The organism is Massilia sp. Root133 (genome assembly GCF_001426525.1).
Taxonomy (GTDB): Bacteria; Pseudomonadota; Gammaproteobacteria; order Burkholderiales; family Burkholderiaceae_D; genus Telluria; species Telluria orientalis.
This window is the reverse complement of record NZ_LMEW01000034.1, coordinates 389064-413588: the sequence shown is the minus strand read 5'-3', so window position 1 is coordinate 413588 and position 24525 is coordinate 389064. Positions and strand designations below refer to the sequence as shown.

General features: G+C 67.0%; 20 protein-coding genes. 14 read left to right on the top strand and 6 right to left on the bottom strand.

Annotated elements, in window-relative coordinates; translation table 11 throughout:
• Positions 1-3: 3 nt before the first annotated feature.
• From ASD28_RS26310 to ccoS, 3 genes are read left to right on the top strand one after another with little or no spacing between them, the layout of a single operon-like run.
• The gene (locus ASD28_RS26310) at positions 4-750 is read left to right on the top strand and encodes a sulfite exporter TauE/SafE family protein (RefSeq protein WP_056135698.1); all 747 of its coding nucleotides are present in this window, start codon (positions 4-6) and stop codon (positions 748-750) included.
• Positions 747-3143, top strand: coding sequence for a heavy metal translocating P-type ATPase (locus tag ASD28_RS26305; protein WP_056135695.1), 2397 nt, complete (start codon positions 747-749; stop codon positions 3141-3143). Before ASD28_RS26310 ends, ASD28_RS26305 begins: the two co-directional genes overlap by 4 nt.
• Positions 3144-3145: 2 nt before the next feature.
• Positions 3146-3286 carry a cbb3-type cytochrome oxidase assembly protein CcoS gene (ccoS, locus tag ASD28_RS26300; protein WP_036240176.1) on the top strand — a complete coding sequence of 47 codons (141 nt, stop codon included), beginning with the start codon at positions 3146-3148 and terminating at the stop codon, positions 3284-3286.
• A 334-nt stretch (positions 3287-3620) separates the two neighbouring features.
• On the opposite strand, the gene ASD28_RS26295 is transcribed toward ccoS, so the two are convergent.
• Complete coding sequence (locus ASD28_RS26295; protein WP_056136008.1) at positions 3621-4019, bottom strand: TraR/DksA family transcriptional regulator; 399 nt, start codon at positions 4017-4019, stop codon at positions 3621-3623.
• A 238-nt stretch (positions 4020-4257) separates the two neighbouring features.
• Here ASD28_RS26295 and ccoN point away from each other — a divergent pair, with 238 nt between their 5' ends.
• The 7 genes from ccoN (at position 4258) to ASD28_RS26265 (ending at position 11359) form a co-directional block, all read left to right on the top strand.
• A complete protein-coding gene (ccoN, locus tag ASD28_RS26290; protein WP_056135692.1) occupies positions 4258-5709 on the top strand; it encodes a cytochrome-c oxidase, cbb3-type subunit I in 1452 nt (483 codons plus the stop codon).
• Between the two features lie 22 nt (positions 5710-5731).
• The gene (ccoO, locus tag ASD28_RS26285; protein WP_056135689.1) at positions 5732-6346 is read left to right on the top strand and encodes a cytochrome-c oxidase, cbb3-type subunit II; all 615 of its coding nucleotides are present in this window, start codon (positions 5732-5734) and stop codon (positions 6344-6346) included.
• An 8-nt stretch (positions 6347-6354) separates the two neighbouring features.
• Complete coding sequence (locus tag ASD28_RS31430; RefSeq protein ID WP_082577408.1) at positions 6355-6528, top strand: CcoQ/FixQ family Cbb3-type cytochrome c oxidase assembly chaperone; 174 nt, start codon at positions 6355-6357, stop codon at positions 6526-6528.
• A complete protein-coding gene (ccoP, locus tag ASD28_RS26280; protein WP_056135686.1) occupies positions 6521-7462 on the top strand; it encodes a cytochrome-c oxidase, cbb3-type subunit III in 942 nt (313 codons plus the stop codon). Before ASD28_RS31430 ends, ccoP begins: the two co-directional genes overlap by 8 nt.
• Positions 7459-8841 carry a cytochrome c oxidase accessory protein CcoG gene (gene ccoG, locus ASD28_RS26275; protein ID WP_056135683.1) on the top strand — a complete coding sequence of 461 codons (1383 nt, stop codon included), beginning with the start codon at positions 7459-7461 and terminating at the stop codon, positions 8839-8841. The genes ccoP and ccoG overlap by 4 nt, the downstream gene beginning before the upstream one ends.
• Positions 8842-8858: 17 nt before the next feature.
• Positions 8859-9344, top strand: coding sequence for a FixH family protein (locus ASD28_RS26270; protein WP_056135681.1), 486 nt, complete (start codon positions 8859-8861; stop codon positions 9342-9344).
• A gap of 170 nt (positions 9345-9514) precedes the next feature.
• The gene (locus ASD28_RS26265) at positions 9515-11359 is read left to right on the top strand and encodes a DUF885 family protein (RefSeq protein WP_056135678.1); all 1845 of its coding nucleotides are present in this window, start codon (positions 9515-9517) and stop codon (positions 11357-11359) included.
• Positions 11360-11386: 27 nt separating this feature from the next.
• On the opposite strand, the gene ASD28_RS26260 is transcribed toward ASD28_RS26265, so the two are convergent.
• From ASD28_RS26260 to ASD28_RS26250, 3 genes are all read right to left on the bottom strand, one after another.
• Positions 11387-12634 carry an ABC transporter substrate-binding protein gene (locus ASD28_RS26260; RefSeq protein WP_056135675.1) on the bottom strand — a complete coding sequence of 416 codons (1248 nt, stop codon included), beginning with the start codon at positions 12632-12634 and terminating at the stop codon, positions 11387-11389.
• Between the two features lie 41 nt (positions 12635-12675).
• On the bottom strand, positions 12676-13920 hold the full coding sequence (locus ASD28_RS26255) for a glycoside hydrolase family 27 protein (RefSeq protein WP_082577407.1): 1245 nt from the start codon (positions 13918-13920) through the stop codon (positions 12676-12678).
• A 90-nt stretch (positions 13921-14010) separates the two neighbouring features.
• Positions 14011-17019, bottom strand: a complete 3009-nt coding sequence (locus ASD28_RS26250; protein WP_056135671.1) for a TonB-dependent receptor — start codon at positions 17017-17019, stop codon at positions 14011-14013.
• A gap of 369 nt (positions 17020-17388) precedes the next feature.
• Here ASD28_RS26250 and ASD28_RS26245 point away from each other — a divergent pair, with 369 nt between their 5' ends.
• Positions 17389-18591, top strand: coding sequence for a glycosyl hydrolase (locus tag ASD28_RS26245; RefSeq protein ID WP_082577406.1), 1203 nt, complete (start codon positions 17389-17391; stop codon positions 18589-18591).
• Here the strand turns inward: ASD28_RS26245 and ASD28_RS26240 are convergent, their stop codons facing one another.
• Both ASD28_RS26240 and fnr read right to left on the bottom strand, forming a co-directional pair.
• Positions 18592-19662, bottom strand: coding sequence for a porin (locus ASD28_RS26240; protein ID WP_056135665.1), 1071 nt, complete (start codon positions 19660-19662; stop codon positions 18592-18594). It abuts the gene before it with no gap.
• Positions 19663-19722: 60 nt separating this feature from the next.
• The gene (gene fnr, locus ASD28_RS26235; RefSeq protein ID WP_056135663.1) at positions 19723-20487 is read right to left on the bottom strand and encodes a fumarate/nitrate reduction transcriptional regulator Fnr; all 765 of its coding nucleotides are present in this window, start codon (positions 20485-20487) and stop codon (positions 19723-19725) included.
• A gap of 173 nt (positions 20488-20660) precedes the next feature.
• On the opposite strand from fnr, the gene ASD28_RS26230 reads away from it, so the two are divergent.
• From ASD28_RS26230 to ASD28_RS26220, 3 genes are read left to right on the top strand one after another with little or no spacing between them, the layout of a single operon-like run.
• Positions 20661-21344, top strand: a complete 684-nt coding sequence (locus ASD28_RS26230; protein ID WP_056135660.1) for a molecular chaperone — start codon at positions 20661-20663, stop codon at positions 21342-21344.
• Positions 21345-21352: 8 nt separating this feature from the next.
• The gene (locus ASD28_RS26225) at positions 21353-21559 is read left to right on the top strand and encodes a twin-arginine translocation signal domain-containing protein (protein ID WP_229412170.1); all 207 of its coding nucleotides are present in this window, start codon (positions 21353-21355) and stop codon (positions 21557-21559) included.
• Between the two features lie 15 nt (positions 21560-21574).
• Entirely contained in the window at positions 21575-24394 is a 2820-nt protein-coding gene (locus ASD28_RS26220; protein WP_056135655.1) for a formate dehydrogenase subunit alpha, read from the top strand.
• Positions 24395-24525 lie beyond the last annotated feature (131 nt).

Sequence of the window (24525 nt, the reverse complement as noted above, 5' to 3'; positions counted from 1 at the left end):
GCCATGAACGTCGCGCTGATTCCGGTATTCGTCGTGGGCCTGCTGGGCAGCGTCCACTGCGCGGGCATGTGCGGCGGGATCGTGGGTGCGCTGTCGGTGGCGCCTTCCGTGGGGCGGGTCATTCCCGTGCGGGCAGCGACCAGGCGGGCGCCCGTCGCCAACGTCTTTGCCTATAACGCGGGACGCATCGGCAGCTATATGGTCGCAGGCGGGCTGGCCGGCGGCCTCGCTCAGGGCGCGCAGGCGTTCGCGAAACTGCCCGCGCTGCAGGCGGGCGCGTACTGGCTCGCGAACCTGATGCTGGCCGCGCTGGGGCTGTACCTGATGGATGCGTGGCGCGGCCTGGCGCGGCTGGAGCAGGGCGGCCGCTTCGTGTGGCGCGGCGTGCAGCCGCTCCTGAAGAAAGTCGGCCCGCTGGACCGGCCCGCGCGCATGTTCGTGGCGGGCGGCCTGTGGGGCTGGCTGCCGTGCGGGATGGTCTACAGCGTCCTCGTCACCGCGATGCTGAGCGGTTCCGCCCTCCACGGCGCGCTCGTGATGCTGGCCTTCGGCCTCGGCACCCTGCCGATGCTGCTGGGCCTGGGCCTGATGGGCGCGCGCCTGCGCGGCTGGCTCGCGAGCCCGCGCGTGCGGCTCGCGTGCGGCGTCCTCGTGCTGGGCTTCGGCCTGCTGGGCCTCGCGCGCGCGGCGGGGGGCCTGCCGCATGGCTGGGTGCAGGACATCTGCGTCGCACCCGGAGCCGGCGCATGAGCGCGGCCGTCCTCGACACCGCCGCGTGCTGGCACTGCGGCCAGCCGGCACCGGCCGCGAGTCCGTGGTCGGCCGTCGTCGACGGCGCGAACCGCACCATGTGCTGTCCCGGTTGCGCCGCCGCCGCGCAGGCCATCGCGGACGCCGGCCTCGCCGACTATTACGACAACCGCACCGAATTCGCCGCGCGCATCGGGGACGACGCCGACCTGGCCGCCCTGCGCGCGTACGACGACGCGGTCGATGCCGACGACGTCGTCTTCACCATCGAAGGCATCCGCTGCGCGGCGTGCGTGTGGCTGATCGAACGCCGCATGGATGCGCTGCCCGGCGTGACGGATGCGCTGCTGAACGTGGCGACGGAGCGCCTGCGCGTACGCCGCGACCCGGCCGTGGCGAAGGCCAGCGACATCATCGCGGCACTGCGCGCGATCGGCTACACGGCGTATCCGCTGGATGCGGAGCGCCAGGCGGCCCACCTCGAACGGGAGCGCAAGACCCTGTTCCGCCGCCTGTTCGTCGCGGGCATGTCGATGATGCAGGTGATGATGTACGCCGTCCCCGTGTACCTGGCGACGGACGGCACGATGGATGCCGACATGCGCGCGCTGATGCACTGGGCCGCGCTGCTGCTGACCGTGCCGGCCGTCGCGTACTCGTCGTGGCCGTTCCTCCGTGGCGCGTGGATGGACTTGCGGCGCGGCGTGGCCGGCATGGACGTGCCGGTGGCGCTCGGCATCCTCGCCGCATCCGCCGCCAGCGTCGTCGCGGTCGTGCGCGGCCACGGCGACGTGTACTTCGATTCGATCACGATGTTCGTGTTCCTGCTGCTGGGCAGCCGCTACCTGGAGCTGGACGCGCGCCGGCGCGCCGCGCGCGCCCTCGAGGGCCTGCAGCGCGCGGCGCCGGCGACGGCGCAGCGCTTCGTCGACTTTCCCGGCGCGCGCGCGACCGACACCGTCCCTGCCGGCGCGCTCGTGCCGGGCGACGTCGTGCTCGTGCCGCCCGGCCAGGCCGTCCCGGCCGACGGCGTCATCGTGGAAGGCGACACGGAAGTCGACCTCGCGCTGCTGACGGGCGAGAGCCGCACGCGCGCGCTGGGGCCGGGCGCGCAACTGCCCGGCGGCGCGGTCAACGTCGCGCAGGCGATCGTCGTGCGCGTGACGAGCAGTGCGCGCGACAGCACCTTGGCGTTGCTGGTGCGCCTCGTCGAACGCGCGGGCCAGGACAAGCCCGCGCTGGCGCTGTGGGCCGACCGTGTGGGCGCGTGGTTCGTGCTGGCGCTGCTCGTGCTGACCGTCGTCGTGTGCGCGGGCTGGTATCTCGTCGATCCGGCGCGCGCGTGGCCGGCGGCGATCGCGGTGCTCGTCGTGTCGTGCCCGTGCGCGCTGTCGCTGGCCACGCCGACGGCGCTCGCCGCCGCCACCGACCGCCTGCTGCGGCGCGGCGCGCTGGCCGTCAAACCGCACGTACTGGAAACGCTGGGACGTGCGACGCACGTCGTGTTCGACAAGACGGGCACGCTGACCTACGGCCACCCCGTGCTGCGCCAGACCGTGACGTTCGGCGGCGCGAGCCGGCGCATGGCGCTGCAGCTGGCCGCCGCGCTGGAAACGGGCAGCGCGCATCCGCTGGCGCAGGCGATCCGCGACGCGGCCGGGCCGGCCGCGCTGGTCGCGAACATGGTCAACCAGGTCGTCGGCAAAGGCATCGAGGGCGAGATCGGCGGCCGCCGTTACCGTCTCGGCAACGCCGCGTTCGTGGCCGGCATCGCGTGCGGCCAGATTCCGGGCGGCCAGCCGGGCGGCGTGACGGCCGTGTGGCTGGGCACCACGTCCGGCTGGGTCGCGCGCTTCGACCTCGTCGACGACATCCGGCCGGAGGCGCGCGACGTCGTGGCCGGCCTGCGCGCGGCCGGCAAGACGGTCGTGCTGCTGTCCGGCGACGACGACGAGGCCGCGCAGGACGTCGCCATGCAGCTCGGCATCGCGCACGCGCTGGGCCACCAGCTGCCCGAAGATAAACTGACCGTCGTGCGCGGCCTGCAGCGCGAGGGCGCCGTCGTGGCAATGGTCGGCGACGGCATCAACGATGCGGCCGTGCTGTCGGGCGCCGACGTGAGTTTCGCGATGGGGCAGGGCGCGCAGCTGGCGCAGCTGCATGCCGACTGCGTGCTGCTGGGCGAGGGCCTGCGCCCGCTGGAGGCCGCGCTGGACACGGCGGCGGCCACGCTGCGCGTGATCCGCCAGAACCTCGGATGGGCGATGCTGTACAACGTGGCGGCGATTCCGGCGGCGGCGAGCGGCCTGCTGAATCCGTGGCTGTCGGGCGTGGGGATGGCCGCGAGTTCGGCGCTCGTGGTGCTCAACGCGGCGCGCCTGAGGAGGGCATGACGATGGAAGCCTTGTATTTGCTGGTGCCGCTCAGTGTGATGCTCGTCGCGTTCGCGGTGTGGATCTTCTTCGGGGCGGCGGACAGCGGGCAGTTCGACGATCTGGAGGGACCGGCGTTGCGGATTCTCAGCGACGACGATTGACGGACTCCGTCGTTCCCGCGCAGGCGGGAACCCAATTTTGCATGCGTATCGACAATGCGTACAACTTGGATCACCGCGTGCGCGCACTAGTGTCCGGAATATTGTTTTCAAAAACCGTCAGAAATAGCATCGTCATTCCCGCGCAAGCGGGAACCCCTACAAAGAGTCGACTTCGAGCAGTCAGCATGGGTTCCCGCTTTCGCGGGAAGTCGTTTCCGGCAATGCCGGGAACGACGGTTTTTCCCTATGGCGGGGCCTATTTTCGACGGTGAAAATTATTCCGGACAGCAGCGCGCCTGCGCGGGAATGACGGTGATCCGCGCAAGCGAAGGTATTACATGCTCGGGCCGCGGCCCGTCCGCTGTTCCTTCTCGATCCGCTCCTGGCAAGCGATACACGTCCGCACCGTCGGCGTCGCCAGCAACCGCGCTTCCGGAATGTCGCGCCCGCACGATTCGCAGATGCCGATCGCGCCCGCTTCCAGGCGCCCGATCGCGGCGTCGATCTCGTGCAGCAGATTCGCTTCGTGCTCGGCCAGGTGTTCCTCGTTATGGCTGAGCATCTCGCCGGCCGGCGCGTCGTCGTTCTGGCCCATGTGGGCGTTCGGCGAGATCGCCGGGCGGTCGTCCGTATCGCCATCCGTGCGGGCACGCACGGTGGCCAGCGCGTCCTCGCGCGCCTTGTGCAGGCGCTGGCCGAGTTGCTCGTGGAGTTCAGGTGAAATTGGCGGCATGGTCATCGTCCTCTTCGTTGTCAAAAGCTTCGGGTCAGTGTGGCGGACCATCGAGCGTCATGTTTGACGCACCTCATATCGTCCATTTAAAACGCCAGTCTGCTTTCAGCAACATCGAGGAAGAAGCCGGCTCCTTCCCTGGACCCAATCTGGAATTTTTGATTCACATCAAGGATTTGGAGCCCCTAGGAAACCTACCCTGACGGTGTCGTCTTTCTTATTCTTCAGGGAGTGCACCTTGGACAGCAGTCTAAACTATAACTACAAGATCGTGCGCCAGTTTGCCGTCGCAACTGTCGTCTGGGGCGTGATCGGCATGCTCGCGGGCGTGTGGATTGCCGCGCAGCTCGCCTGGCCGGCATTGAACTTCGATATCCCGTGGCTCACGTACGGCCGCCTGCGGCCGCTGCACACGAACGCGGTGATCTTCGCGTTCGGCATCTGCGGCCTGTTCGCCACCTCCTACTATGTCGTGCAGCGCACGTGCCAGGTCCGCCTGTTCTCCGACCGGCTGGCCGCCTTCACGTTCTGGGGCTGGCAGGCCGTGCTCGTTTCGGCCGCGATCACCTTGCCGCTGGGCTTCACGCGCGGCAAGGAATACGCCGAGCTGGAATGGCCCATCGCCATCCTGATCGCCATCGTGTGGGTCGCATACGCCGTCGTCTTCTTCGGCACCATCGTCAAGCGCCGCGTACAGCACATCTACGTCGCCAACTGGTTCTTCGGCGGGTACATCCTCGCCGTCGCCATCCTCCACATCGTCAACGGCATGTCGATGCCGGTGACCCTGTTCAAGTCGTACTCGATGTACGCCGGCGTGCAGGACGCGATGATCCAGTGGTGGTACGGCCATAACGCCGTCGGCTTCATCCTCACGGCCGGCTACCTGGGCATGGTCTACTACTTCATTCCGAAACAGGCCGAGCGTCCGGTGTACTCGTACCGTTTGTCGATCGTGCACTTCTGGGCCCTGATCTTCACCTATATGTGGGCCGGTCCGCACCACCTGCACTACACGGCGCTGCCCGACTGGACGCAGTCGATCGGCATGGTGTTCTCGCTGATCCTGCTGGCACCGTCGTGGGGCGGCATGATCAACGGGATCATGACCCTGTCCGGTGCGTGGCACAAGCTGCGCTCGGATCCGCTGCTGAAATTCATGATCGTGTCGCTGTCGTTCTACGGCATGGCCACGTTCGAGGGCCCGATGATGTCGATCAAAACGATCAACTCGCTGTCGCACTACACGGACTGGGGCATCGCCCACGTGCACGGCGGCGCGCTGGGCTGGGTCGGTTTCATCACGATGGGTTCCCTGTACTACCTGATCCCGCGCCTCGCCGGCAAGAAGCAGATGGCCAGCATGGCGCTCGTCGAGACGCACTTCTGGCTCGGCACCATCGGCATCGTGCTGTACATCGCCGCGATGTGGATCGCCGGCGTGATGCAGGGCCTGATGTGGCGCGCCGTGAACCCGGACGGCACGCTGACCTACACCTTCGTCGAAGGCGTCAAGGCGACGTATCCGTACTACGTGATCCGCTTCGGCGGCGGCCTGATGTACCTGACGGGGATGTGCCTGATGGCGTACAACACGTGGCTGACGATGCGCGGCACGCAGTCCGTCGACGCCCGCATCCCCGCACTGCCTTCGCATGGCAGGACGCATGCGGTCCCGGAACACGCCTAACAGAACACGCAGGAGCATAACCATGAAATTCACCCATGAGTGGATCGAGAAAAACCCCTGGCTGCTGATCGGCCTCGTGCTGGTCGTGGTCTCGTTCGGCGGCCTCGTCGAGATCGTGCCGCTGTTCTTCCAGCATTCGACCACCGAACCCGTCGCCGGCCTGAAGCCGTATTCGCCGCTGCGCCTCGCGGGCCGCGACGTCTACATCCGCGAAGGCTGCTACAACTGCCACTCGCAGATGATCCGCCCGTTCCGCGCCGAGACAGAGCGCTACGGCCATTACTCGGTCGCGGGCGAATTCGTCTACGACCACCCGTTCCAGTGGGGCTCCAAGCGCACCGGCCCGGACCTGGCGCGCGTGGGCGGCCGCTACTCGGACGAGTGGCACCGCACCCACCTCGACAACCCGCGCGACGTCGTGCCGGAATCGAACATGCCCGGCTATCCGTGGCTGGCCACGGCCAAGCTGGACCCGCAGTCGATCGTGCCGAAGATGCGCGCGATGCAGCGCCTGAACGTCCCGTACACGGAACAGGACATCAAGGACGCGCCGGCGCAGCTGGCGGATAAAACGGAGCAGGACGCGCTGGTCGCCTACCTGCAGGGTCTCGGCACCCAGATCAAGAATCGGAACTAGGAACCGACATGGCCATCCAACATATTTTCGACGACGCGAGCCGCGTGATGACGGTCGTGAGTTTCACCACCTTCCTGGGCATTCTTGCGTGGACCTTCCTGTTGCGCAGGGAGCGCGACTTCGCCGCGACGGCCGCGCTGCCCTTTGCCGATGATGACGAGGTGGAGGACGACTATGTCTGACTTCACGAGCGGTTTCTGGAACTGGTACATCGTCCTGATCACGGTGCTGGGCATCGCCGGTTGCGCGATCTTGCTGTGGTCGCAGTCGCGCCACAAGGTGCGCCTGGACGAACACGGCCAGCCCGAGAAGACGACGGGCCACGTGTGGGACGAGGACCTGACGGAACTGAACACGCCGATGCCGCGCTGGTGGATGTTCATGTTCTACCTGACGATCCTGTTCGGCATCGGCTACCTGGTCCTGTATCCGGGCCTCGGCAGCTATGCGGGCCGCCTCGGCTGGCAATCGGCCGGCGCGTACAAGCGGGAACTGGCGAAGGCCGATGCCGACTACGGCCCCCTGTTCGCGCAATACCTGAAGCGCGACCTCAAGGACGTGGCGAGCGACCCGCAGGCCCGCGCCATCGGCGAGCGCCTGTTCCTCACGTATTGCGCGCAGTGCCACGGCTCGGATGCCCGCGGCAACAAGGGCTATCCGAACCTGACGGACACCGATTGGCTGTACGGCGGCGAGCCGTCCGTGATCAAGGAAACGATCATGAAGGGCCGCAACGGCCAGATGCCGCCGATGGGCGCGGCGCTCGGTTCCGACACGGACGTGGAGAACGTCGCGCACTACGTGATGAGTCTCTCCGGCGCGCCGGCCGACCCGATCAAGGTCGCCTTCGGCAAGCCGAAATTCGCCGCCTGCGCCGCGTGCCACGGCCCCGAGGCGCACGGTAATCCGATGCTGGGCGCGCCGAACCTGACGGACAAGGTATGGCTGTACGGCGGCAGCGCGGAGACGATCATGGAGACGATCCGCAAGGGCCGCAACAACACGATGCCCGCGTGGGGCGAATTCCTCGGCGAAGGCAAGGCGCACGTGCTGGCCGCCTACGTCTGGTCGCTGTCCAACGCGCCGGGCACGCCCCACGACGTGGCGGCAAAATGAACGCGCGCGCACCCAAGGAGGCGGTCATCAAGATGTACGCCAAGCGCGAGGACATCCATCCGCGCGAGGTGAAGGGGCCGTTCGCCACCCTGCGCTGGGCCTGCGTCTGGCTCACGCAGGCGCTGTTCTACGGCCTGCCGTGGCTGTCCATGCACGGCCGCCAGGCCGTGCTGTTCGACCTGGGCGCGCGCAAGTTCCACCTGTTCGGCCTCGTGCTGTGGCCGCAGGACTTCATCTATCTCGCCGGCCTGCTGATCATCTGCGCCTACGGGCTGTTCCTCGTGACCGCCGTGGCGGGGCGCGTGTGGTGCGGCTATGCGTGCCCGCAGACGGTCTACACGGAGATCTTCCTGTGGATCGAGCGCCGCATCGAAGGCGACCGCAGCGCACGCATCCGCCTCGACCGCCAGCCGTGGACGCTCGAAAAGCTGGGCAAGCGTGGCGCCAAGCACCTCGCCTGGGGCACGGTCGCGCTGTGGACGGGCTTTACCTTCGTCGGCTATTTCACGCCGATCCGCGCGCTGGGCGACGCCGTCGCGCACCTGGGTCTCGGCCCTTGGGAAGCGTTCTGGATCCTGTTCTACGGCTTCGCCACGTACGGCAACGCGGGCTGGATGCGCGAGCAGGTGTGCAAGTACATGTGCCCGTACGCCCGCTTCCAGAGCGCCATGTTCGACCGCGACACGCTGATCGTCAGCTACGACGCGGCGCGCGGCGAACCGCGTGGCATGGCGCGCAATACCGCGAAGGGAGATTGCATCGACTGCAGCCTGTGCGTGCAGGTCTGCCCCGTCGGCATCGACATCCGCGACGGCCTGCAGTACGAATGCATCGGCTGCGCCGCCTGCATCGACGCCTGCTCCGGCGTGATGGACAAGGTGGGCCGGCCCCGTGGCCTGATCCGGTATTCGACCGAGAACGCACTCGCCGGGGGCTGGAACGCGAAGCAGATCCGCGCCCGCCTGCTGCGTCCACGCACGCTCGGCTACGGCCTCGTGTTCGTCCTGATGGCGGCGGGCCTGGGCAGCGCGCTGGCGCTGCGCACGCCGCTGAAGCTGGACGTGATCCGCGACCGCGGCTCGATGGGCCGCGAAGTCGAAGACGGCAAGATCGAGAACGTGTACCGCCTGCAGCTGATGAACACGGGCGAACGTCCGCACCGGTTCCACATCGGCGTTGCCGGTATCCCGTCGGCCGCCATCGCGGACGAAGACCTCGTCGAACTGGACGGCGCCTCCGCGCGCGCGGTGCCCGTGCGCGTGCGCGTCGACCACGGCGCCGCACGCACGGGATCGAATGCGCTGACGTTCACCGTGACGGCGCAGGACGATCCCGCACTGCGCGTGACCGAGAAGGCCGTCTTCATCGTGCCGCGCTGAACTGATAAGGATAGAACATGCACGCGACTCCGACTCCCTGGTACACCCACCGCTGGCCGTGGCTCCTGATGCTCGGACCCGCGACCGTGCTGGCGGGCGGCGGCTACGTGGCCTGGCTCGCCGCCGGCCACCCGGACGCCCTCGTCGTCGACGATTACTACAAGCAGGGCAAGGCCATCAACCAGGACCTGCGCCGCGACCGCGCGGCCACGGCACTGGGCCTGTCGCTGCGGGCGGAATACGATCCGCGCGCGGGCACGCTGGCTGGCCGCCTGGCGGGACAAGCGGCGCCGTTCACCCTCTACCTCGCGCATCCGACCCTGCCGCGGCGCGACCTGCGCGTGTTCGTGAAGCCCGCGCCGGACGGCTCGTTCAGCGTCGCGCTGCCGGACCTGGAGCGGACGCACTGGCAGGTCGTCGTGGAAGGGGCGTTGCGCGACTGGCGATTGGCGAAGGGATGGGATGGCGCGCGGGCGCTGGAGATCGTGGCGGACGCCGATTAGCCGTCGTTCCCGCGAAGGCGGGAACCCAAGTTTCCTTGAGCAGTCGATACGCAAGCAAAATCAGGCCCCTGCCTTCGCAGGGGCGACGATTTGGTACTCATCCATGGTAGATTCTTCCTCGCCCAGCCTACCCGGCGGGAACAAGAACCCACTACCACTGGAAGAGAGAGATGCCACAACCCCGTCTTCACGCGCGCGCCCGAACGGCCGCCGCCATCGCCACCCTGTTCGTTCCCCTCGTCCTCGGCACCGCCGCGCCCAACGTCGCGGCGGCCGCGCAAACCGCACAGGCGGTCAAACCCGACGCCGCCTTCGACACCTGGTCCGACCGTTTCGCCGCCGACTGGGTCCGCGCCAATCCGCAGCTCGCCACGTCGACGCAATACTTCGACGGCGCCGAACAGGACGCGTTGGACCGCCAGCTCACGCCGTTGACGCAGGCGCACCGCAAGAAGATGATCGCGCTGGCGCAGGCCGGCGTGGCGCGCCTCGACAAATTCCTCGCCGGACCGCTGGGCGAAGAGCAGCGCACGTCGGCGTCCGTGATGCGCTGGAGCCTGGCCAACACGGTCGCCAGCGCGCCATACGAGGATTACCAGTTCGTCTTCAACCAGTTCGGCGGCACGCAGGTCGGCCTCGTCAACTTCATGACGACGACGCATCCGCTGCGCCGCGCGTCCGACGTCGCCAGTTACCTGGCGCGCCTGGACCAGGTGGCCACGCGCATGGACGAAGCCCTCGCGCGCGCCCGCGCCGCCACGGCGCGCGGCCTGGTCCCGCCGCGCTTCATCCTCGAGCGCGCGCAATACCAGGTCGACCTGTTCCTGAAGCCGGCGGCCGAGCAGAACGTCCTCGTGACCACGTTCGCCCAGCGCACCGAAAAGCTCGCGGACCTCAAGCCGGATGCGCGCGCCAACGCCATCGCCGCCGCCACCCGCATCGTCGAGACGAAGATCCGCCCCGCGTACCTGCGCGTGCAGGCCTACATGGCCGAGCTGCATCCGCAGACGAACGACACGGCCGGCATCGCGCGCCTGGCGAACGGCGCGGCCGCCTACCAGCAGGCGCTGAAGACCTACACGAGCACGAATTTGACGGCGCAAGAGATCCACGCGATCGGCCTGCGCGAAGTGGCGCGCATCGAGGCCGAGATGGACAAGCACCTGCGCGCCCTCGGCTACGCGGAAGGCGGCATCGAAGAGCGCATGAAGCAGCTGGATGCGACGTTCCAGCCCAAGACCGCGGGGTCGGGTAACCCTGATCCGCGCCCCGAACTGCTGCAGCGCTATGCAAGCATCGTCCAGGACGCATCGAAACGCAGCGACGCGCTGTTCAACCTGAAGCCGCGCGCGCCGGTCGACGTGCGCCGCGAGCCGCCGTTGACGGAGCCGTCGGCCGCGGCGCATTATTCGCTGCCCGCGCCGGACGGCAGCCGCCCCGGCATCTTCTGGGTGCCGATGCGCGGGCCCACGTTCGACGTGATCCGCATGCGCAGCCTGTCCTACCACGAGGCCGTCCCGGGCCACCACTTCCAGCTCGCGATCCAGCAGGAGCGCACGGACCTGCCCAAGTTCCGCGCCCAGCGCATCTTCGGCGGCGGCAGCGCGCACAGCGAAGGCTGGGCGCTGTATGCGGAGCGGCTCGCGGTGGAGCAGGGCTGGTACGAGGGCGACGTCGCGGGCCTGCTGGGCGCCCTCGGCTCGGAACTGTTCCGCGCGCGCCGGCTCGTCGTCGACACGGGCCTGCACACGAAGGGCTGGACGCGCGAGCAGGCCATCGCCTACGGCATCGGCGCGCAGGAAGTGGAGCGCTACGTCGCGTGGCCGGGCCAGGCGTGCGCGTACATGATCGGCATGCTGCGCATCGTCGACCTGCGCGAGCACGCGAAGCAGGAACTGGGCGCGAAGTTTTCGCTACCCGCGTTCCACGACGTCGTGCTGCGCAACGGCTCCGTGCCGCTGGACGTGCTGGGCGACATCGTCGAGCGCTGGATCGCGGCGCAAAAGCACGCTTAAAAGCAGGCCTGGAGGCAGACCGCGTGATCAGCGGCTGGCCGCCAGCGCCTGCAGGCGGGCGATCGTCGTGGCCGGCGTCACGCGGTCGTCGCGCCAGAAATCGCTGATGATGGCCCGCATGGCGTCTTCCACGGGCGGCGGCTGCGACATGTTGATGCTCGGGACCAGGACGCCGGTGCGCGCCGCGTGCTGGAACGCCGCCCTGGACGCTGCCGCGCAGCGGTCATGGCGGCCGAGATCGACGTCGGTCCGGACGGGCAGGGCGCCCTTGTAGAGGTTGAACCGTTCCTGGATGTCCGGACGCAGGAGCGCGGCGGCGAGGTGACGCTGCGCGCCGACCTTCGCTTCGCCCTGCACCTTGAACATCACGAACGAATCGACGTCGAACACGAACGCGTCGGTGGCGCCCGGCACCGGCAGGCACTCGAACTCGAAGTCCGACGTCTTGCGGGCCTCCATCAGCACCGGCTTGTTCCAGTCGCCCATGAATTGCATGCCCGCTTTGCCGCTGGTGAGCAGGGCCGACGCCTGGATCCAGTCATTCTGGTAGGCCGAGCGGCCGGTATAGGATTTGATCCGCCTGAAGGTCGCCAGCGCGCGTTCCATCGTCGGGCTGGTCAGCGCGGCCGGTTCCAGTTGCACGAGCGCTCGCCGGTAAAACTCCGCGCCGCCCAGGCCGATGACGACGTTTTCGAACAGGCGCAGGTCTTCCCAGGGCTGCTCGCCGTGGGCCACGGCGATGAAGCCCGCGCGCTTCATCCGTTCCGCGGCCTGGAAAAACTCGTCCCACGTCGTGGGCGCCTTCGCGCGCGCCGCTTTCAGGACGCGCGCGTTAATCCACAACCAGTTGTTGCGGTGGAGGTCCACGGGCACGGCGACGTAGTGCCCGTTGTATTTCATGCGCGCGCTGATCGCCTCGGGCAGGACCTTGTCCCATCGCCCGGCGCGCGCGATGTCGTCGAGGTTGGTGAGGTGCCCGGCCTGCGCCCACGCGGCGATGGCGGGCGCCTTCATTTGCGCGGCGGTCGGCGGGTTGCCGGCCGCGACCCTCGATTTCAGCAGCGTCAGCGCCATGCCGTTGCCGCCGCCGGCGACCGCGAAATCGCGCCAGGTCTCGCCCTCCTGCGTCAGCGTCGCTTTCAGGACGGCGATGGCCCTGGCGTCGCCGGCCAGGTCCCAGTAATGGAACACTTCCAGCTCGCCCGCCAGGGCCGTCGTCGACGCGCACAGCGCCAGACATGCCGCCAGGGCGGCGAATACTCGCGAAACAGTCATGCGCCCAACCTTATCACAAGGCGGGCCGGGCATCCACGCCGTCAGTCGGGCGACAGGCGCAGCAGCACCACGCCATGGGCAGGCACCGTCAGCGCCAGCGGCTTGCCGGTGTCGCCCGTGGCGCCGGTCCACAAGTCGGTGAACCGGTGGCGCTTCTGCCCGAAGTCGACGCTGTTGTTGCTGACGCGGTCGGACAGCGTATGGCTGTTCCAGTCGAACCGGTAGCGCCGCGCGTGGTCGGCGCGATTGAGGAACATGAGCGCCCATTCGCCGTTCGCCAGCGGCTTGGCATACATCTCGAGCTGGCCGTCGTTCATGAAACGCCAGGCCTGGATGCCCCGTTCATCCTGGTTCACGGCGATGACGGCGCGCTTGGTCAGGATCGCGCGCGTGGCGGCCGACATCGATCGGATGTCGTTCCCCGCGATCAGCGGCGAAGCCATCATGGCCCAGATCGAGAAGTGGGCCCTGTCCTCGTCCTCGGTCATGCCTTTGCCGACTTCCAGCATGTCCATGTCGTTCCAGCGTCCGGGGCCGGCATGCCTGCGCAGGCCAGCCTGCTTGTCGAGGATGGGCAGCACGCCGAACGATGACCAGTCGCCGTGATTGAATTCGCAGTCCCAGCACGGATAGATGTCGCCCGTCGTGCGCCACGAATGGCCCACGTCGCCGGCCCATTCCCAGGGCTTGTTGTCGCCCCACTCGCAGATCGACAGCAGGACGGGGCGGCCGGCGGCGCGCAGCGCGTCGCGCATCGTCGTGTAGCCGCCCTTCGCGCTCAGGCCCTCGGTATTGCACCAGTCGTATTTCAGGTAATCGATGCCCCAGGCGGCGTACGTCAGCGCGTCCTGGTACTCGTGCCCGCGGCTGCCCGCGTGGCCGCCGCACGTCTTGTCGCCCACGTCCGAATAGATGCCGAGCTTGAGCCCTTTAGCGTGGACGTAGTCGGCCAGCGCCTTGATCCCGGACGGGAAGCGCTGCGGATCGGCATGGATGAAGCCCTGCGCGTCGCGCTCGCCCTGCCAGCAGTCGTCGATGTTCAGGTACACATACCCGGCATCGCGCATGCCGCTGGCGACCATGGCGTCGGCCGCGTCGCGGATGAGCTTTTCGTTGATGTTGCAGGCGAACGTGTTCCAGGTGTTCCAGCCCATTTGCGGGCGCTGCGCCAGTTCGGTGAACTTGCCCGGGGTGCCGGGCGCCACCGGGACCGTCACGCCTTGCGCGTACGCCTGGTGCGGGATGGCGCCGCCGAGCAGCAGGACGGTGAAGAGTGCTTTCAACATAGGATGATGATTCCGAATAAAAAAGGCGCGCGCCGGGGAGGCGCGGCCGCAAGGCCCGGTTGCCCGGGCAAGGAGATCAGAGCGTGGAGATCAGAACGTGTAGCCCACGCGCAGGCTGTAGCGCGGTCCGGAGACGAAGACGGCGCGCACCTTGTCGCCGATACCCTGGTGCATGGTCTGGCTGTAGCGGGCGTCCGTCAGGTTCTGCGCCTGGAAGTCGAACTTCAGGTTCTCGCTGAACTTGTACGAGACGCCGCCGTCCAGCTGGCCGTAAGCATCGGCCCACAGCGGCAGGCCCCAGGCCAGGTTGTGCTGGCCGAAGGTCGGGCTGGCGGGATTGGTGTCGGTACCGTTGCTGCCCTGCGTCCCGTTCGTGTTGGTGCTGAGGAGGTAGCGCGAGCGCCAGTTGTAGGCCAGGCGCGCCGACCACGGTCCCTGGTCGTACAGGATCGCCAGGTTGTAGGCGTTCTGCGACAACTGGGGCAGCGGCAGGTTGCCGAAGGCACGTCCGTCGATGTCGCAGCCGTTCAGGTTCAGGTTGATGTTCGCGGCGTTCTGTCCGCCCGAGCAGTATTCGCTGAAGACCGGGTTGTACAGGCTGCGCTTGCTGTGGACGTAGGTGTAGTTCGCCGCCACGCCGATCCCGCGCAGCCAGTCCGGCACGTTGTCGAAATACTGCTGGTACGCGATCTCGCCGCCGCGGGCGATGCCTTTCGCGCCGTTGACCGGCGACGTCACCAGGAATTGCTGCGTGTTCCCGTTGATATCCTGCAGGCCCACCGACGTCGTCTGGTTGATGATCACGTCCTTGAGGTGCTTGTCGAACAGCGCCAGCGTCAGCGATCCGGATTTGGCGAAATACCATTCCGCGGTGACGTCGAGCTGATTCGACGTGATCGGGCGGAGCGCCGGATTGCCCTGCGCGTTGCCGGTCCGGTTCACGGCCGTCACGTTCACGACCTTCGTCTCCTCGTTCACCGACGACACGATTTCCTGCGACAGCGTCGTGTAGGCCTGCAGTTGCGAGAAGTCAGGACGCGACATCGACCTGCCGTAGGCGAGGCGGAACTGCAGCGTGTCGCTGGCCTTCAGGCGCAGGTTCACGGTCGGCAGGAAGTTGTTGTACCTGTTCTCGACATCGCTCTTGTTCAGGTAAGCGGGGATGTACGGAACCGGGATGCCGGTGGCCTGCGAGCCTTGCCCGAACGGCGCGCCCGGCGTGTACGACATGTAACCGGTCGAGTGCGAGCGGGTCTGCACGTAGCGCAGGCCGATGTTGCCGTCGATCGGGTATTTCAGGTCGTCGAAGCCGAAGCGCAGCTGCGTGTAGAACGCACGGGTCTTCTCTTTCTGGTCGTTGGTGCCGGCCGGGTTGTCGCCGCCGAATTTCGCCGCCTTCCAGATCTGGCACGGGTTGCCGCCATCGCCGCCATTGGCCGCGATCCGCTCGGGGCACAGGATCGCGTCGTGGTAGTCATGCAGCGTCTGGTACGAAGCCGGATAGCCGCTGGCCACGCTCGGCGCCGGGAACACGACCGCGGGGACGCTGACGTCGCCGCCGAAGAAGTTGTTGAACTGTTGCGTCACGTGCGGCGCGTTGAAGCGCGGGTCGTTCAGGTAGGCCAGTTTCGGAATGTCCCAGCCCAGCAGCCACGGCGGCGTCACGCCGGCCCAGTTCCAGCTGGGATCGGAATTGACCGTCCGCGCTTCGCGGTCCGTCAGGCGCACGCCGAAGCGCACGTCGCGCAGCACCGGATGGTCGAACGCATAGCGCGCATCGCCCTTCCAGGCCTTCATGGTGCCGTCGGTCTTGTCGAGGTGCTCCATGGTCGACTCCCAGTAGTAATTCGCGGGATCGGCCAGGAAGGCGCGCTGTGAATCGGTAAAGTTAATCTTCGGCAGGCTGCCGCGCAGGTCGAGGCTCTCGTTCGGCATCAGCATGCCGAGGCCGACCGCCGAGGTGAAGTGGCTGCCGGTGGAGCGCACGTGCTGCAGGTCGCTCGTCAGCGTCCAGTTGTCGGCCACCTTCCATTGCACGTTCCAGGACACGTCGGTGGTCTTCGAATCGCCCTTGTTGAAGCCGCCCGCATTGCTGAACGGGATGCCGCCGTTCGTGGTGTCGCTGATGGTGCCCGTGACGAACGCGCCCTTCGCGTCGTACACGGTATCGGGGCTCACCTTCAGGTCGTACGGGCTGGCCGACGAGAAGATCGACTGCTCATTCGCGCTGTCCTTGTAGCGCGACTGGAAATAGGTCAGGTGGCTCTGGAGGTTGTCGCGCTTCCACTGCAGGGCGCCGTAGGCACCTTGGCGCTTGCGGTCGTACTGGTAGTTGCGCCATTGCGCGCCTTTCGGGATCCATACCGTGCGGCCCGGCTGGATGTCGGTGCGCGGGAAGAAGGGTTCGAACTGGAACGTGTCCGTCTGCGTGGAACTGTCCGACGACGCGATATCGACCAGGGCGCCGAATTCGCCGAAGCCGGTCTTCCAGCGGTTCGAGTACAGGCCGGACAGGGAAGGGTCGGGCTTGCCCTTCCTGAGCGTGGAATGCGTCGCCTCGACGGACAGCGCGCCGCGCTGGCCCTTGAAGTCGAACGGCAGGGCCGTGCGCAGGTTGACGAGACCCGAGATGCCGCCTTCGGTCTGCTCCGCCGACGGATTCTTGTAGACGTCGACGCCGGCCATCAGCTCGGGCGGGATGTCGCCCCAGCTGATCGAACGGCCGCCGTTCGATGCGAACGCCTCGCGTCCATTGAGTTCGGAACGGACGTAGTTCAGGCCGCGGATGTTGACGCCGGCGCCCTCGACCGAGAAGCGTTCGTTGTCGCCCGCCTGGCGGTTGATGCTGATGCCGACGACGCGCTGGAGCACCTCGGTGACGGAGCGGTCCGGCAGCTTGCCGATGTCGTCGGCGACGACGGAATCGACGATCTCGTCGGCATCCTGCTTGAGTTTTTGCGCCGAGGCCAGCGCGGCGCGCTGGCCGGTCACGACGACGACGGCCTTGCCTTCGTTGTCCGCTTGCGCGTGCGCCATGCCCGTTCCCCACGCCAGGTGAGCGACGGCGAGTGCGATGGCAGTCTTGTTGGTGCGTTTCATGTGTCCCCTTCTGGTTGTCCAGCCGTCGAGTGCGGCGATTACCGGTGTGCATCTACGTAAATCCGGCGCCAATAAAAAAACATCTTGCAAAAGACAATTTATTAACGCCGGATGTACGAATTATTGATGCCGGGGTTTGTCGACCGGCGAAACACGGCGCGAAATCGGCGTTGTTTAGCGTTGTTTCGCGAAACACGCTGGGTGAGCATGGGAGGAATCGACGCTGTTGCGGGAAACGTCACTAAACAGCGGGGCGGCGAAGGGGACTCGGAGGGATGCGCAGGGGCCGGTGGAATAATCGATGTCGTTAATTTTTCGCTGGGAAACGTAGCGTGAAATTAACGCCGACCCATTGATGGAGGAGACAATATGTCGAACGATACAAAAATTTCTTTGACCCGCCGCAGCCTGTTGTTCAAGGGCGCCGGCGCCGCGGCGGCCACGACATTACTGGGCGCATGCGGAGGCACCGCCAGCCGCGCCGGCAACGAGGACGCCGTCGCCGCATCCCGGCAGGCGGCGCCGAAACCCGCGACCGTGACGATCGATTCCTGCGGGCAGGCGGGCGCGACCTCGACCTGCGTCGTGCGGCGCTTCACGATCGACGCCACCCCGGTCGATCCGGCCGCGACGCCCGCCGCCCAGGCTCTGTACAGCTGGCTGCTGTCGACATTCGGCAAGTTCATCATCTCGGGCCAGACCGACCAGGATCATTTCGACTACGTGAAGACGTTGACCGGCCATTACCCGTTGCTGCGGGGCTTCGACATGCAACATTACAGCCCGATGTATTCCTGGCTGTGGGACGCTGACGCCGTCAACCCCGGCACCGGCCAGCCGGGCTATTTCACGTTCGGTCCCGATGCGGCCGACCCGTCCATCGCCAACTCGATCGCATGGCGCCGGGACCACGGGGACAAGCCCATCATCGCCTACCAGTGGCACTGGCATTCGCCGTCGGGCGGCACCGTCGGCACGAACACGTTCTACACCGAGTTCACGACATTCGATGCATCCCGGGCCGTGCGGAAGGGGACGCAGGAATATGCGGACACCCTGCGCGACATCGACGCGATCGCCGTCCAGCTCGCGAAGCTGCGCGATGCCGGCGTCCCCATCATCTGGCGGCCCTTGCACGAAGCCGGCGGCACGTGGTTCTGGTGGAGCGCGCAAGGCAGCACCGTGTACAAGCAGTTGTGGGACATGCTGTACGACCGCCTCGTGAATTACCACGGCCTGCACAACCTGCTGTGGTGCTGGTGCGGCGACGACGCTGCCTGGTATCCGGGGAACGACAAGGTCGATCTCGTCGGCATCGATTCCTACCCCGGCAACTTCGTCTACATCAACAACAAGGCGGAGTTCGACAAGGCCTATGCGCTGAGCAACGGCACGAAGCTCATCGCGATGACCGAGAACGGTTCGCTGCCCGACATCGACAGCAGCCTCGAAGGCGGCGCGCCGTGGTCGTTCTTCATGTCGTGGGTCGACATCACGGCGGCCAATGACGCTACGCGCATCGAGGCCGTGTATGCCGATCCGCGCGTCATCACGCTGGAACGCTACGTGTGATCAGAAGTTGTGGCGCATGCCGAACACGTACGCCTTGAGCGTCGCGCCCGGCGTGGCGCCCAGGCCGTTGATCGCGAAGTCGTAGACGCCGTTCGCGCGGTTGTCCAGGCGCGTCGTGTACGCGTACAGGCTGCTGCGCTTGCTGAGCGTGTAGTCGTAGCCGAGCGTCGCATGCGTGGCGCCCGTGCCCGCGCCGGCGCGCACGAAGCCGATGCGCGTGCCGGTCGGCCCGCTCGCGTCGCCGGCGCGCGCGATGCCGATGCGGATGCCGTGCGGTCCCATCTGGTGCGACACCGACAGGTACACGGCGTTGCGCGCCAGCGCGCCGGCGCCCGTCCCGTACTTCAGCCGTTCGGCCACGACCGCGATGCGCGTCTGCGGGAACTGGTAGGCGAGGGCGGCTTTCGCGCCCGTGTCGTCAAGGCCCGGCCCCTGGTACGCGTGGTGGCGTTCGCCCGCCAGCACCGCATACCACGGGCCCCGTTCGTAGATCGCGGCGGCCGACGTCAGCGACGGCTTCGCGCCGCTTGCCGGCTTTTCCTCGTTCAGGCCGTGCGTCACCCGCAGCGACAGGCCATGCCAGGATGGGCTCCAGTAATGTATCGAATCGGACTGGCGCCGGTCGAACGACGACTTGTCGCTGACGTTGTCCGCATCGCCCGCGGCGCCGTTGCCCATGATGCTCATGTAGCCCGCCGTCGTCGGATAGAACGGGTCGAGGCCGGATGTGGCGCCGTTGTACGCCGTCGTCCAGTGGCCCGCGAACAGCGTGCCCCACGTGCCGGCGAGGCCCACGCGGGTGTCGCGTGCGGCGAGGGCGCCGGCGCCCGTGTCGGGCGACAGCGTGCCTTCGATCTGGAAGATGGCTTTCAGGCCGCCGCCCAGGTCTTCGCCGCCGCGGAAGCCCAGCACGGAGCGGTTGTTCACGAGGCGCGCGAGGCCGGGGCCAGAGGACGATTCCGCGTGTTCGAGGGCGACGTTGAGGCGGCCGTAGATCTGCACGGCGCCGTCTTGCGCGTGGACGGTGCCCGCGGCCAGCAGGAGGGCGGCGGGGATGAACTTGATATGCATGGGGGATCTCCTTTGCCCGCATTGTCGATGCGGACGGGGAGAGCGGGAACTACCGAAAGGTCAGGCCATCGGACTGCACTGCTCCGTCCCGGCCGCCATCGCCTTCAGGCGCGCCGGTTCGAGCAGCACCACCTCGCGCTTGTCGACCTGCACGAGTCCCAGCTTTTTGAAGCGGGACAGCAGGCGGCTGATGCTCTCGATCGTCAGGCCCAGGTAGTTGCCGATGTCCTCGCGCGACATGCGCAGCTGGAAGCGCGTGGACGAATAGCCGCGCGCCGCGTAGCGGGCCGAGAGGTTGATGAGGAAGACGGCGAAGCGCTGCTCGGCGCGCATGTTCCCCAGCAGGAGCATGACGTTCTGTTCGCGCGTGATCTCCTGGCTCATGATGCGGTGGAAGTGGCGCAACAGCGTCGGCACCTGGCCGAACAGGTCCTGCAGGTTCCCGAACGGGATCTCGCACACTTCGCTGTCTTCCAGTGCGACGGCGTCGCAGTGGTGGCGGTCGGCGCTGATGGCATCCATGCCGAGCAGCTCGCCGGCCATCTGGAAGCCCGTGATCTGCGCTTCGCCTGAAGCATTGATCTGGTACGTCTTGAAGTGGCCGAAGCGCACGGCGTACAGGTTGCGGAACGGGGAGCCCATCTTGTACAGGGGCTCGTCGCGCTCCAGGCGGCGGCGCTTGCCGATGATCTGGTCCAGGCGGTCAATGTCCGCGTCTTCCAGGCCCATCGGCAGGCACAGCTGGTGCATGCTGCAGGCCGCGCAACTGGACTTGAGTGCGGTGACGTTGACGAGGGGTGCGGATGTGGTATCAGCGGCAATCATGGCAAGTACCTTCGGGTGATGTCTCGATTATAGACGTGAAGCCCTACTGCAACGAGGGAATTTGTCCCGACGTTGGTTGCGTTGCCAACGAAGTGTCGCGTGGACGTCAAGCGTGCGCGCCTTCGCGTTGTCAAGGATTACACTTCCCATGAATATTTGCCAACGGGAGAACCATGTCCGTCGAACAGCGTTCAGCTTCATCCAATTTGCATGACGGCGTGGAGAGCCCCGTCGCGCCGCCGCTGGCCGACGAGGACCAGGCCCGCGCCGATTTCTACGCGCTGTTCGCACGCCTGCTGCTGGCCCCGCCCGACGCCGCGCTGCTCGCGGCACTGGCCGCCGCGGATCCGATCGGCGCCGCCGGCGAATTCGCGCTCGAGGACGCCTGGCTGAAGCTGACCCAGGCCGCCAGCGTCGTCGATGCGGCCGCGGCGGCGGATGAATTCTCGGCCATGTTCATCAGCACCGGCACGCCGCCGCTGAATCCTTACGGTTCCTTCTACATCACGGGCCACCTGAACGATGCGCCGCTGGCCGACCTGCGCCACGACCTCGCGCGCCTGCGTCTCGCGCGGGCGCCAGGCGTGGGCGAGTTCGAGGATCACCTCGGCACGTTGTGCGAGACGATGCGCGTATTGATCCAGGGCGGCCCCGGCATGCCGGCGCGCGGCCTCGCCGTGCAAAAAGCCTTTTTCGAAACGCATGTCCGGCCCTGGTACGCGGCCTGCCTGGCCGACATCGCGGGGAGTGCCGACGCGAATTTCTACCGGATCGTCGCAGGCGTCGTCGACGCCTTCCTGTCGATCGAAGCGCAGGCGTTCGCCGTGCTCGATAGCGCCGACCCGATTGCCGCATGAGGACCATCATGAACGATGACAAGCAACCCGATCCGACCCGCCGCAGCCTGTTGAAGGCCGCGCCGCTGGGTGCGCTGGCCGTCGCCGCGGCCGCGCGTGCGCGTGCGCCGGAAGCGCAGCCCGAACCCGCGGCGCCGGCGGAACCGCAGAAGGCGCAGGGCTATCACGAGACGGAACACATCCGGCGTTACTACCGCACTGCGGCTTACTGGTAGAAGGAGACCATCGCCATGACCCTGGTGAAGACATCACGCGACAGCGGATTGAAACGGCGCCGCTTCCTCGTCGGCGCGGGCGTGACGGCCGGCGCGGGCGCCCTCGCGCGCCACCTGCCGCTGAACGTGATCCAGCCCGCGACCGCGGCGGATCCCGTGCCCGCCAGGCCGACCACGGAGGTCAAGCACACCGTGTGCAGCCACTGCTCGGTGGGCTGCTCGGTGGAGGCGGTCGTCAGCAACGGCGTGTGGATCCGCCAGGAGGCCGCGTTCGACTCGCCGATCAATATGGGGGCCCACTGCGCGAAAGGCGCGTCGGTGCGCGAGCACGGTTTCGGCGAACACCGCCTGCGCTATCCGATGAAGCTCGTGAACGGCAAGTACGAGCGCATCACGTGGGACCAGGCCGTCAACGAGATCGGCGACCGGCTCCTGAAACTGCGCGAGCAGTCCGGGCCGGATGCGCTGATGGTGATCGGCAGCTCGAAGCACAGCAACGAGCAGTCCTACCTGCTGCGCAAATGGGTCTCGATGTGGGGTTCCAATAACTGCGACCACCAGGCCCGCATCTGCCACTCGACGACGGTGGCCGGCGTCGCCCAGACCTACGGGTATGGCGCGATGACGAACTCGTTCAACGATCTCCACTACAGCAAGGCCGTGCTGTTCATCGGCTCGAACCCGGCCGAGGCGCATCCGATCTCGATGCTGCACTTCCTGCATGCGAAGGAACTGGGCGCGAAGATGATCGTCGTCGACCCGCGCTTCACCCGCACGGCGCGCTTCGCCCACCACTACGTGCGCATCCGTCCCGGCACGGACATCGCGTTCGTGTGGGGCATGCTGTGGCACATCTTCAACAACGGCTGGGAAGACAAGGAGTACATCGCCGCGCGCACGTACGGCATGGACGACGTGCGCAAGGAAGTCGCGAAGTGGACGCCCGATAAAGTCAGCGACGTGACGGGCGTGCCGGAGGCGTCGGTGCGCATGGCGGCCGAGATGCTGGCGACGAACAAGCCGTCGTCCGTCGTCTGGTGCATGGGCATCACGCAGCACCACGTGGGCACGGCGAACGTGCGCGCGCTGTCGATCCTGCAGCTCGCGCTCGGGAACATCGGCGTGCGGGGCGGCGGCGCCAACATCTACCGCGGCCACGACAACGTGCAGGGCGCGACGGACGTCGGTCCGAACGGCGAGTCGCTGCCCGGCTATTACGGCATCGCGGAAGGCGCGTGGAAGCACTTCGCCACCGTGTGGGGCGTCGATTACGACTGGGTCAAGTCGCGCTTCGGTTCGAAGGAGCTGATGGAAAAACCGGGCATCACGGTGTCGCGCTGGTTCGACGCGGTCCTGGAAGACAACCAGTACGTCGACCAGCCGACGAACCTCCGCGCCGTGTTCTACTGGGGCCACGCGCCGAACAGCCAGACGCGCCTGCCGGACATGAAGGCGGCGATGCAGAAGCTGGACTTCATGGTCGTCATCGATCCTTATCCCAGCATGACGGCGGCGATGCACGGCAGGAGCGACGGCGTCTATTTGCTGCCGGCCGCGTCGCAGTTCGAGACACAGGGCTCCGTCACAGCGTCGAACCGGTCGATCCAGTGGCGCGAGCGCGTGATCCAGCCGCTGTTCGAATGCAAGACGGACCACGAGATCATGTACCTGTTCGCGAAGAAGCTCGGCTTCGGCGAACAGCTCGTCCAGAACATCAAGGTCGTCAACAACGAACCGGTCATCGAGGACATCCTCCGCGAGATCAACCGCTCCTGCTGGACGATCGGCTACACGGGTTGCTCGCCCGAGCGATTGAAACTGCACATGGAGCACAAGCGCGACTTCAATCCGACGACGATGCGCGCGGAATCCGGTCCATGCAAGGGCGACTATTACGGCCTGCCGTGGCCGTGCTGGGGCACGCCGGAGATGAAGCACCCGGGCACGCCGATCCTGTACGACCTGCACAAGCCGGTGGCGGAGGGCGGCCTGCCGTTCCGCGCCAACTGGGGCGTGGAGCACAACGGCGAACCTTTGCTGGCGGCGGACGGCTCGTTCACGAAGGACAGCGAGATCGACACCGGCTATCCGGAATTCGACCACGTGTTCCTGAAAAAGCTGGGCTGGTGGGCCGAGCTGACGCCCGAAGAACAGGTGCAGGCCGAGGGCAAGAACTGGAAGACGGACCTGTCGGGCGGGATCATCCGCGTCGCCATCGCCCACGGCTGCGCGCCGTACGGCAATGCGCGCGCCCGCTGCAACGTGTGGAACTTCCCGGACCCCGTGCCGACGCACCGCGAACCGCTCGTCACGCCGCGGCGCGACCTGGTGGCGAAGTACCCGACCTACGACGACAAGGCCGCGTTCTGGCGCCTGCCGACGCTCTATAAATCCGTGCAGGCGGTCGACTTCTCGAAGGACTACCCGCTGATCATGACGTCGGGCCGCCTCGTCGAGTACGAGGGCGGCGGCGAGGAGACCCGGTCGAACCCGTGGCTGGCCGAGCTCCAGCAGAACATGTTCTGCGAAGTGAATCCGGAAGACGCGGCGCAGATCGGCGTGAAGCTGGGCGAATTCATGTGGGTCGAGACGCCGACCGGCGCGCGCCTGAAGCTGATGGCGATGGTGACGCCGCGCGTGCCCGTGGGCCTGGTGTGGATGCCGTTCCACTTCGGCGGCTGGTGGATGGGCGAGGACCTGGAAAAGCATTATCCGGAAGGCGGCGCGCCGGCGGTGCGCGGCGAGGCCGTGAACACCGGCTGGACGTACGGGTACGACGCCGTGACGATGATGCAGGAAACGAAAGTATCGCTGTGCCGGCTGGTGCGGGCGTAAATACCGTCATTCCCGCGCATGCGGGAATCCATGCTGAGGCTCAGGAATCGGGCTCTCGATGGATGCAAGGCGGATCAGACCAAGGCGACTTCGGTCGCTCAGCATGGCTTCCCGCTTTCGCGGGAACGACG

Coding starts and splice junctions, on each gene's coding strand:
- ASD28_RS26270 (WP_056135681.1), top strand. CDS start 8,859: ATGCACGCGACTCCGACTCCCTGGTACACCCACCGCTGGCCGTGGCTC.
- ASD28_RS26305 (WP_056135695.1), top strand. CDS start 747: ATGAGCGCGGCCGTCCTCGACACCGCCGCGTGCTGGCACTGCGGCCAG.
- ASD28_RS26265 (WP_056135678.1), top strand. CDS start 9,515: ATGCCACAACCCCGTCTTCACGCGCGCGCCCGAACGGCCGCCGCCATC.
- ASD28_RS26220 (WP_056135655.1), top strand. CDS start 21,575: ATGACCCTGGTGAAGACATCACGCGACAGCGGATTGAAACGGCGCCGC.
- ASD28_RS26255 (WP_082577407.1), bottom strand. CDS start 13,920: ATGTTGAAAGCACTCTTCACCGTCCTGCTGCTCGGCGGCGCCATCCCG.
- ASD28_RS26225 (WP_229412170.1), top strand. CDS start 21,353: ATGAACGATGACAAGCAACCCGATCCGACCCGCCGCAGCCTGTTGAAG.
- ASD28_RS26240 (WP_056135665.1), bottom strand. CDS start 19,662: ATGCATATCAAGTTCATCCCCGCCGCCCTCCTGCTGGCCGCGGGCACC.
- ASD28_RS26230 (WP_056135660.1), top strand. CDS start 20,661: ATGTCCGTCGAACAGCGTTCAGCTTCATCCAATTTGCATGACGGCGTG.
- ccoG (WP_056135683.1), top strand. CDS start 7,459: ATGAACGCGCGCGCACCCAAGGAGGCGGTCATCAAGATGTACGCCAAG.
- ASD28_RS26245 (WP_082577406.1), top strand. CDS start 17,389: ATGTCGAACGATACAAAAATTTCTTTGACCCGCCGCAGCCTGTTGTTC.
- ASD28_RS26250 (WP_056135671.1), bottom strand. CDS start 17,019: ATGAAACGCACCAACAAGACTGCCATCGCACTCGCCGTCGCTCACCTG.
- ASD28_RS26310 (WP_056135698.1), top strand. CDS start 4: ATGAACGTCGCGCTGATTCCGGTATTCGTCGTGGGCCTGCTGGGCAGC.
- ccoS (WP_036240176.1), top strand. CDS start 3,146: ATGGAAGCCTTGTATTTGCTGGTGCCGCTCAGTGTGATGCTCGTCGCG.
- fnr (WP_056135663.1), bottom strand. CDS start 20,487: ATGATTGCCGCTGATACCACATCCGCACCCCTCGTCAACGTCACCGCA.
- ASD28_RS26260 (WP_056135675.1), bottom strand. CDS start 12,634: ATGACTGTTTCGCGAGTATTCGCCGCCCTGGCGGCATGTCTGGCGCTG.
- ASD28_RS26295 (WP_056136008.1), bottom strand. CDS start 4,019: ATGCCGCCAATTTCACCTGAACTCCACGAGCAACTCGGCCAGCGCCTG.
- ccoO (WP_056135689.1), top strand. CDS start 5,732: ATGAAATTCACCCATGAGTGGATCGAGAAAAACCCCTGGCTGCTGATC.
- ccoP (WP_056135686.1), top strand. CDS start 6,521: ATGTCTGACTTCACGAGCGGTTTCTGGAACTGGTACATCGTCCTGATC.
- ASD28_RS31430 (WP_082577408.1), top strand. CDS start 6,355: ATGGCCATCCAACATATTTTCGACGACGCGAGCCGCGTGATGACGGTC.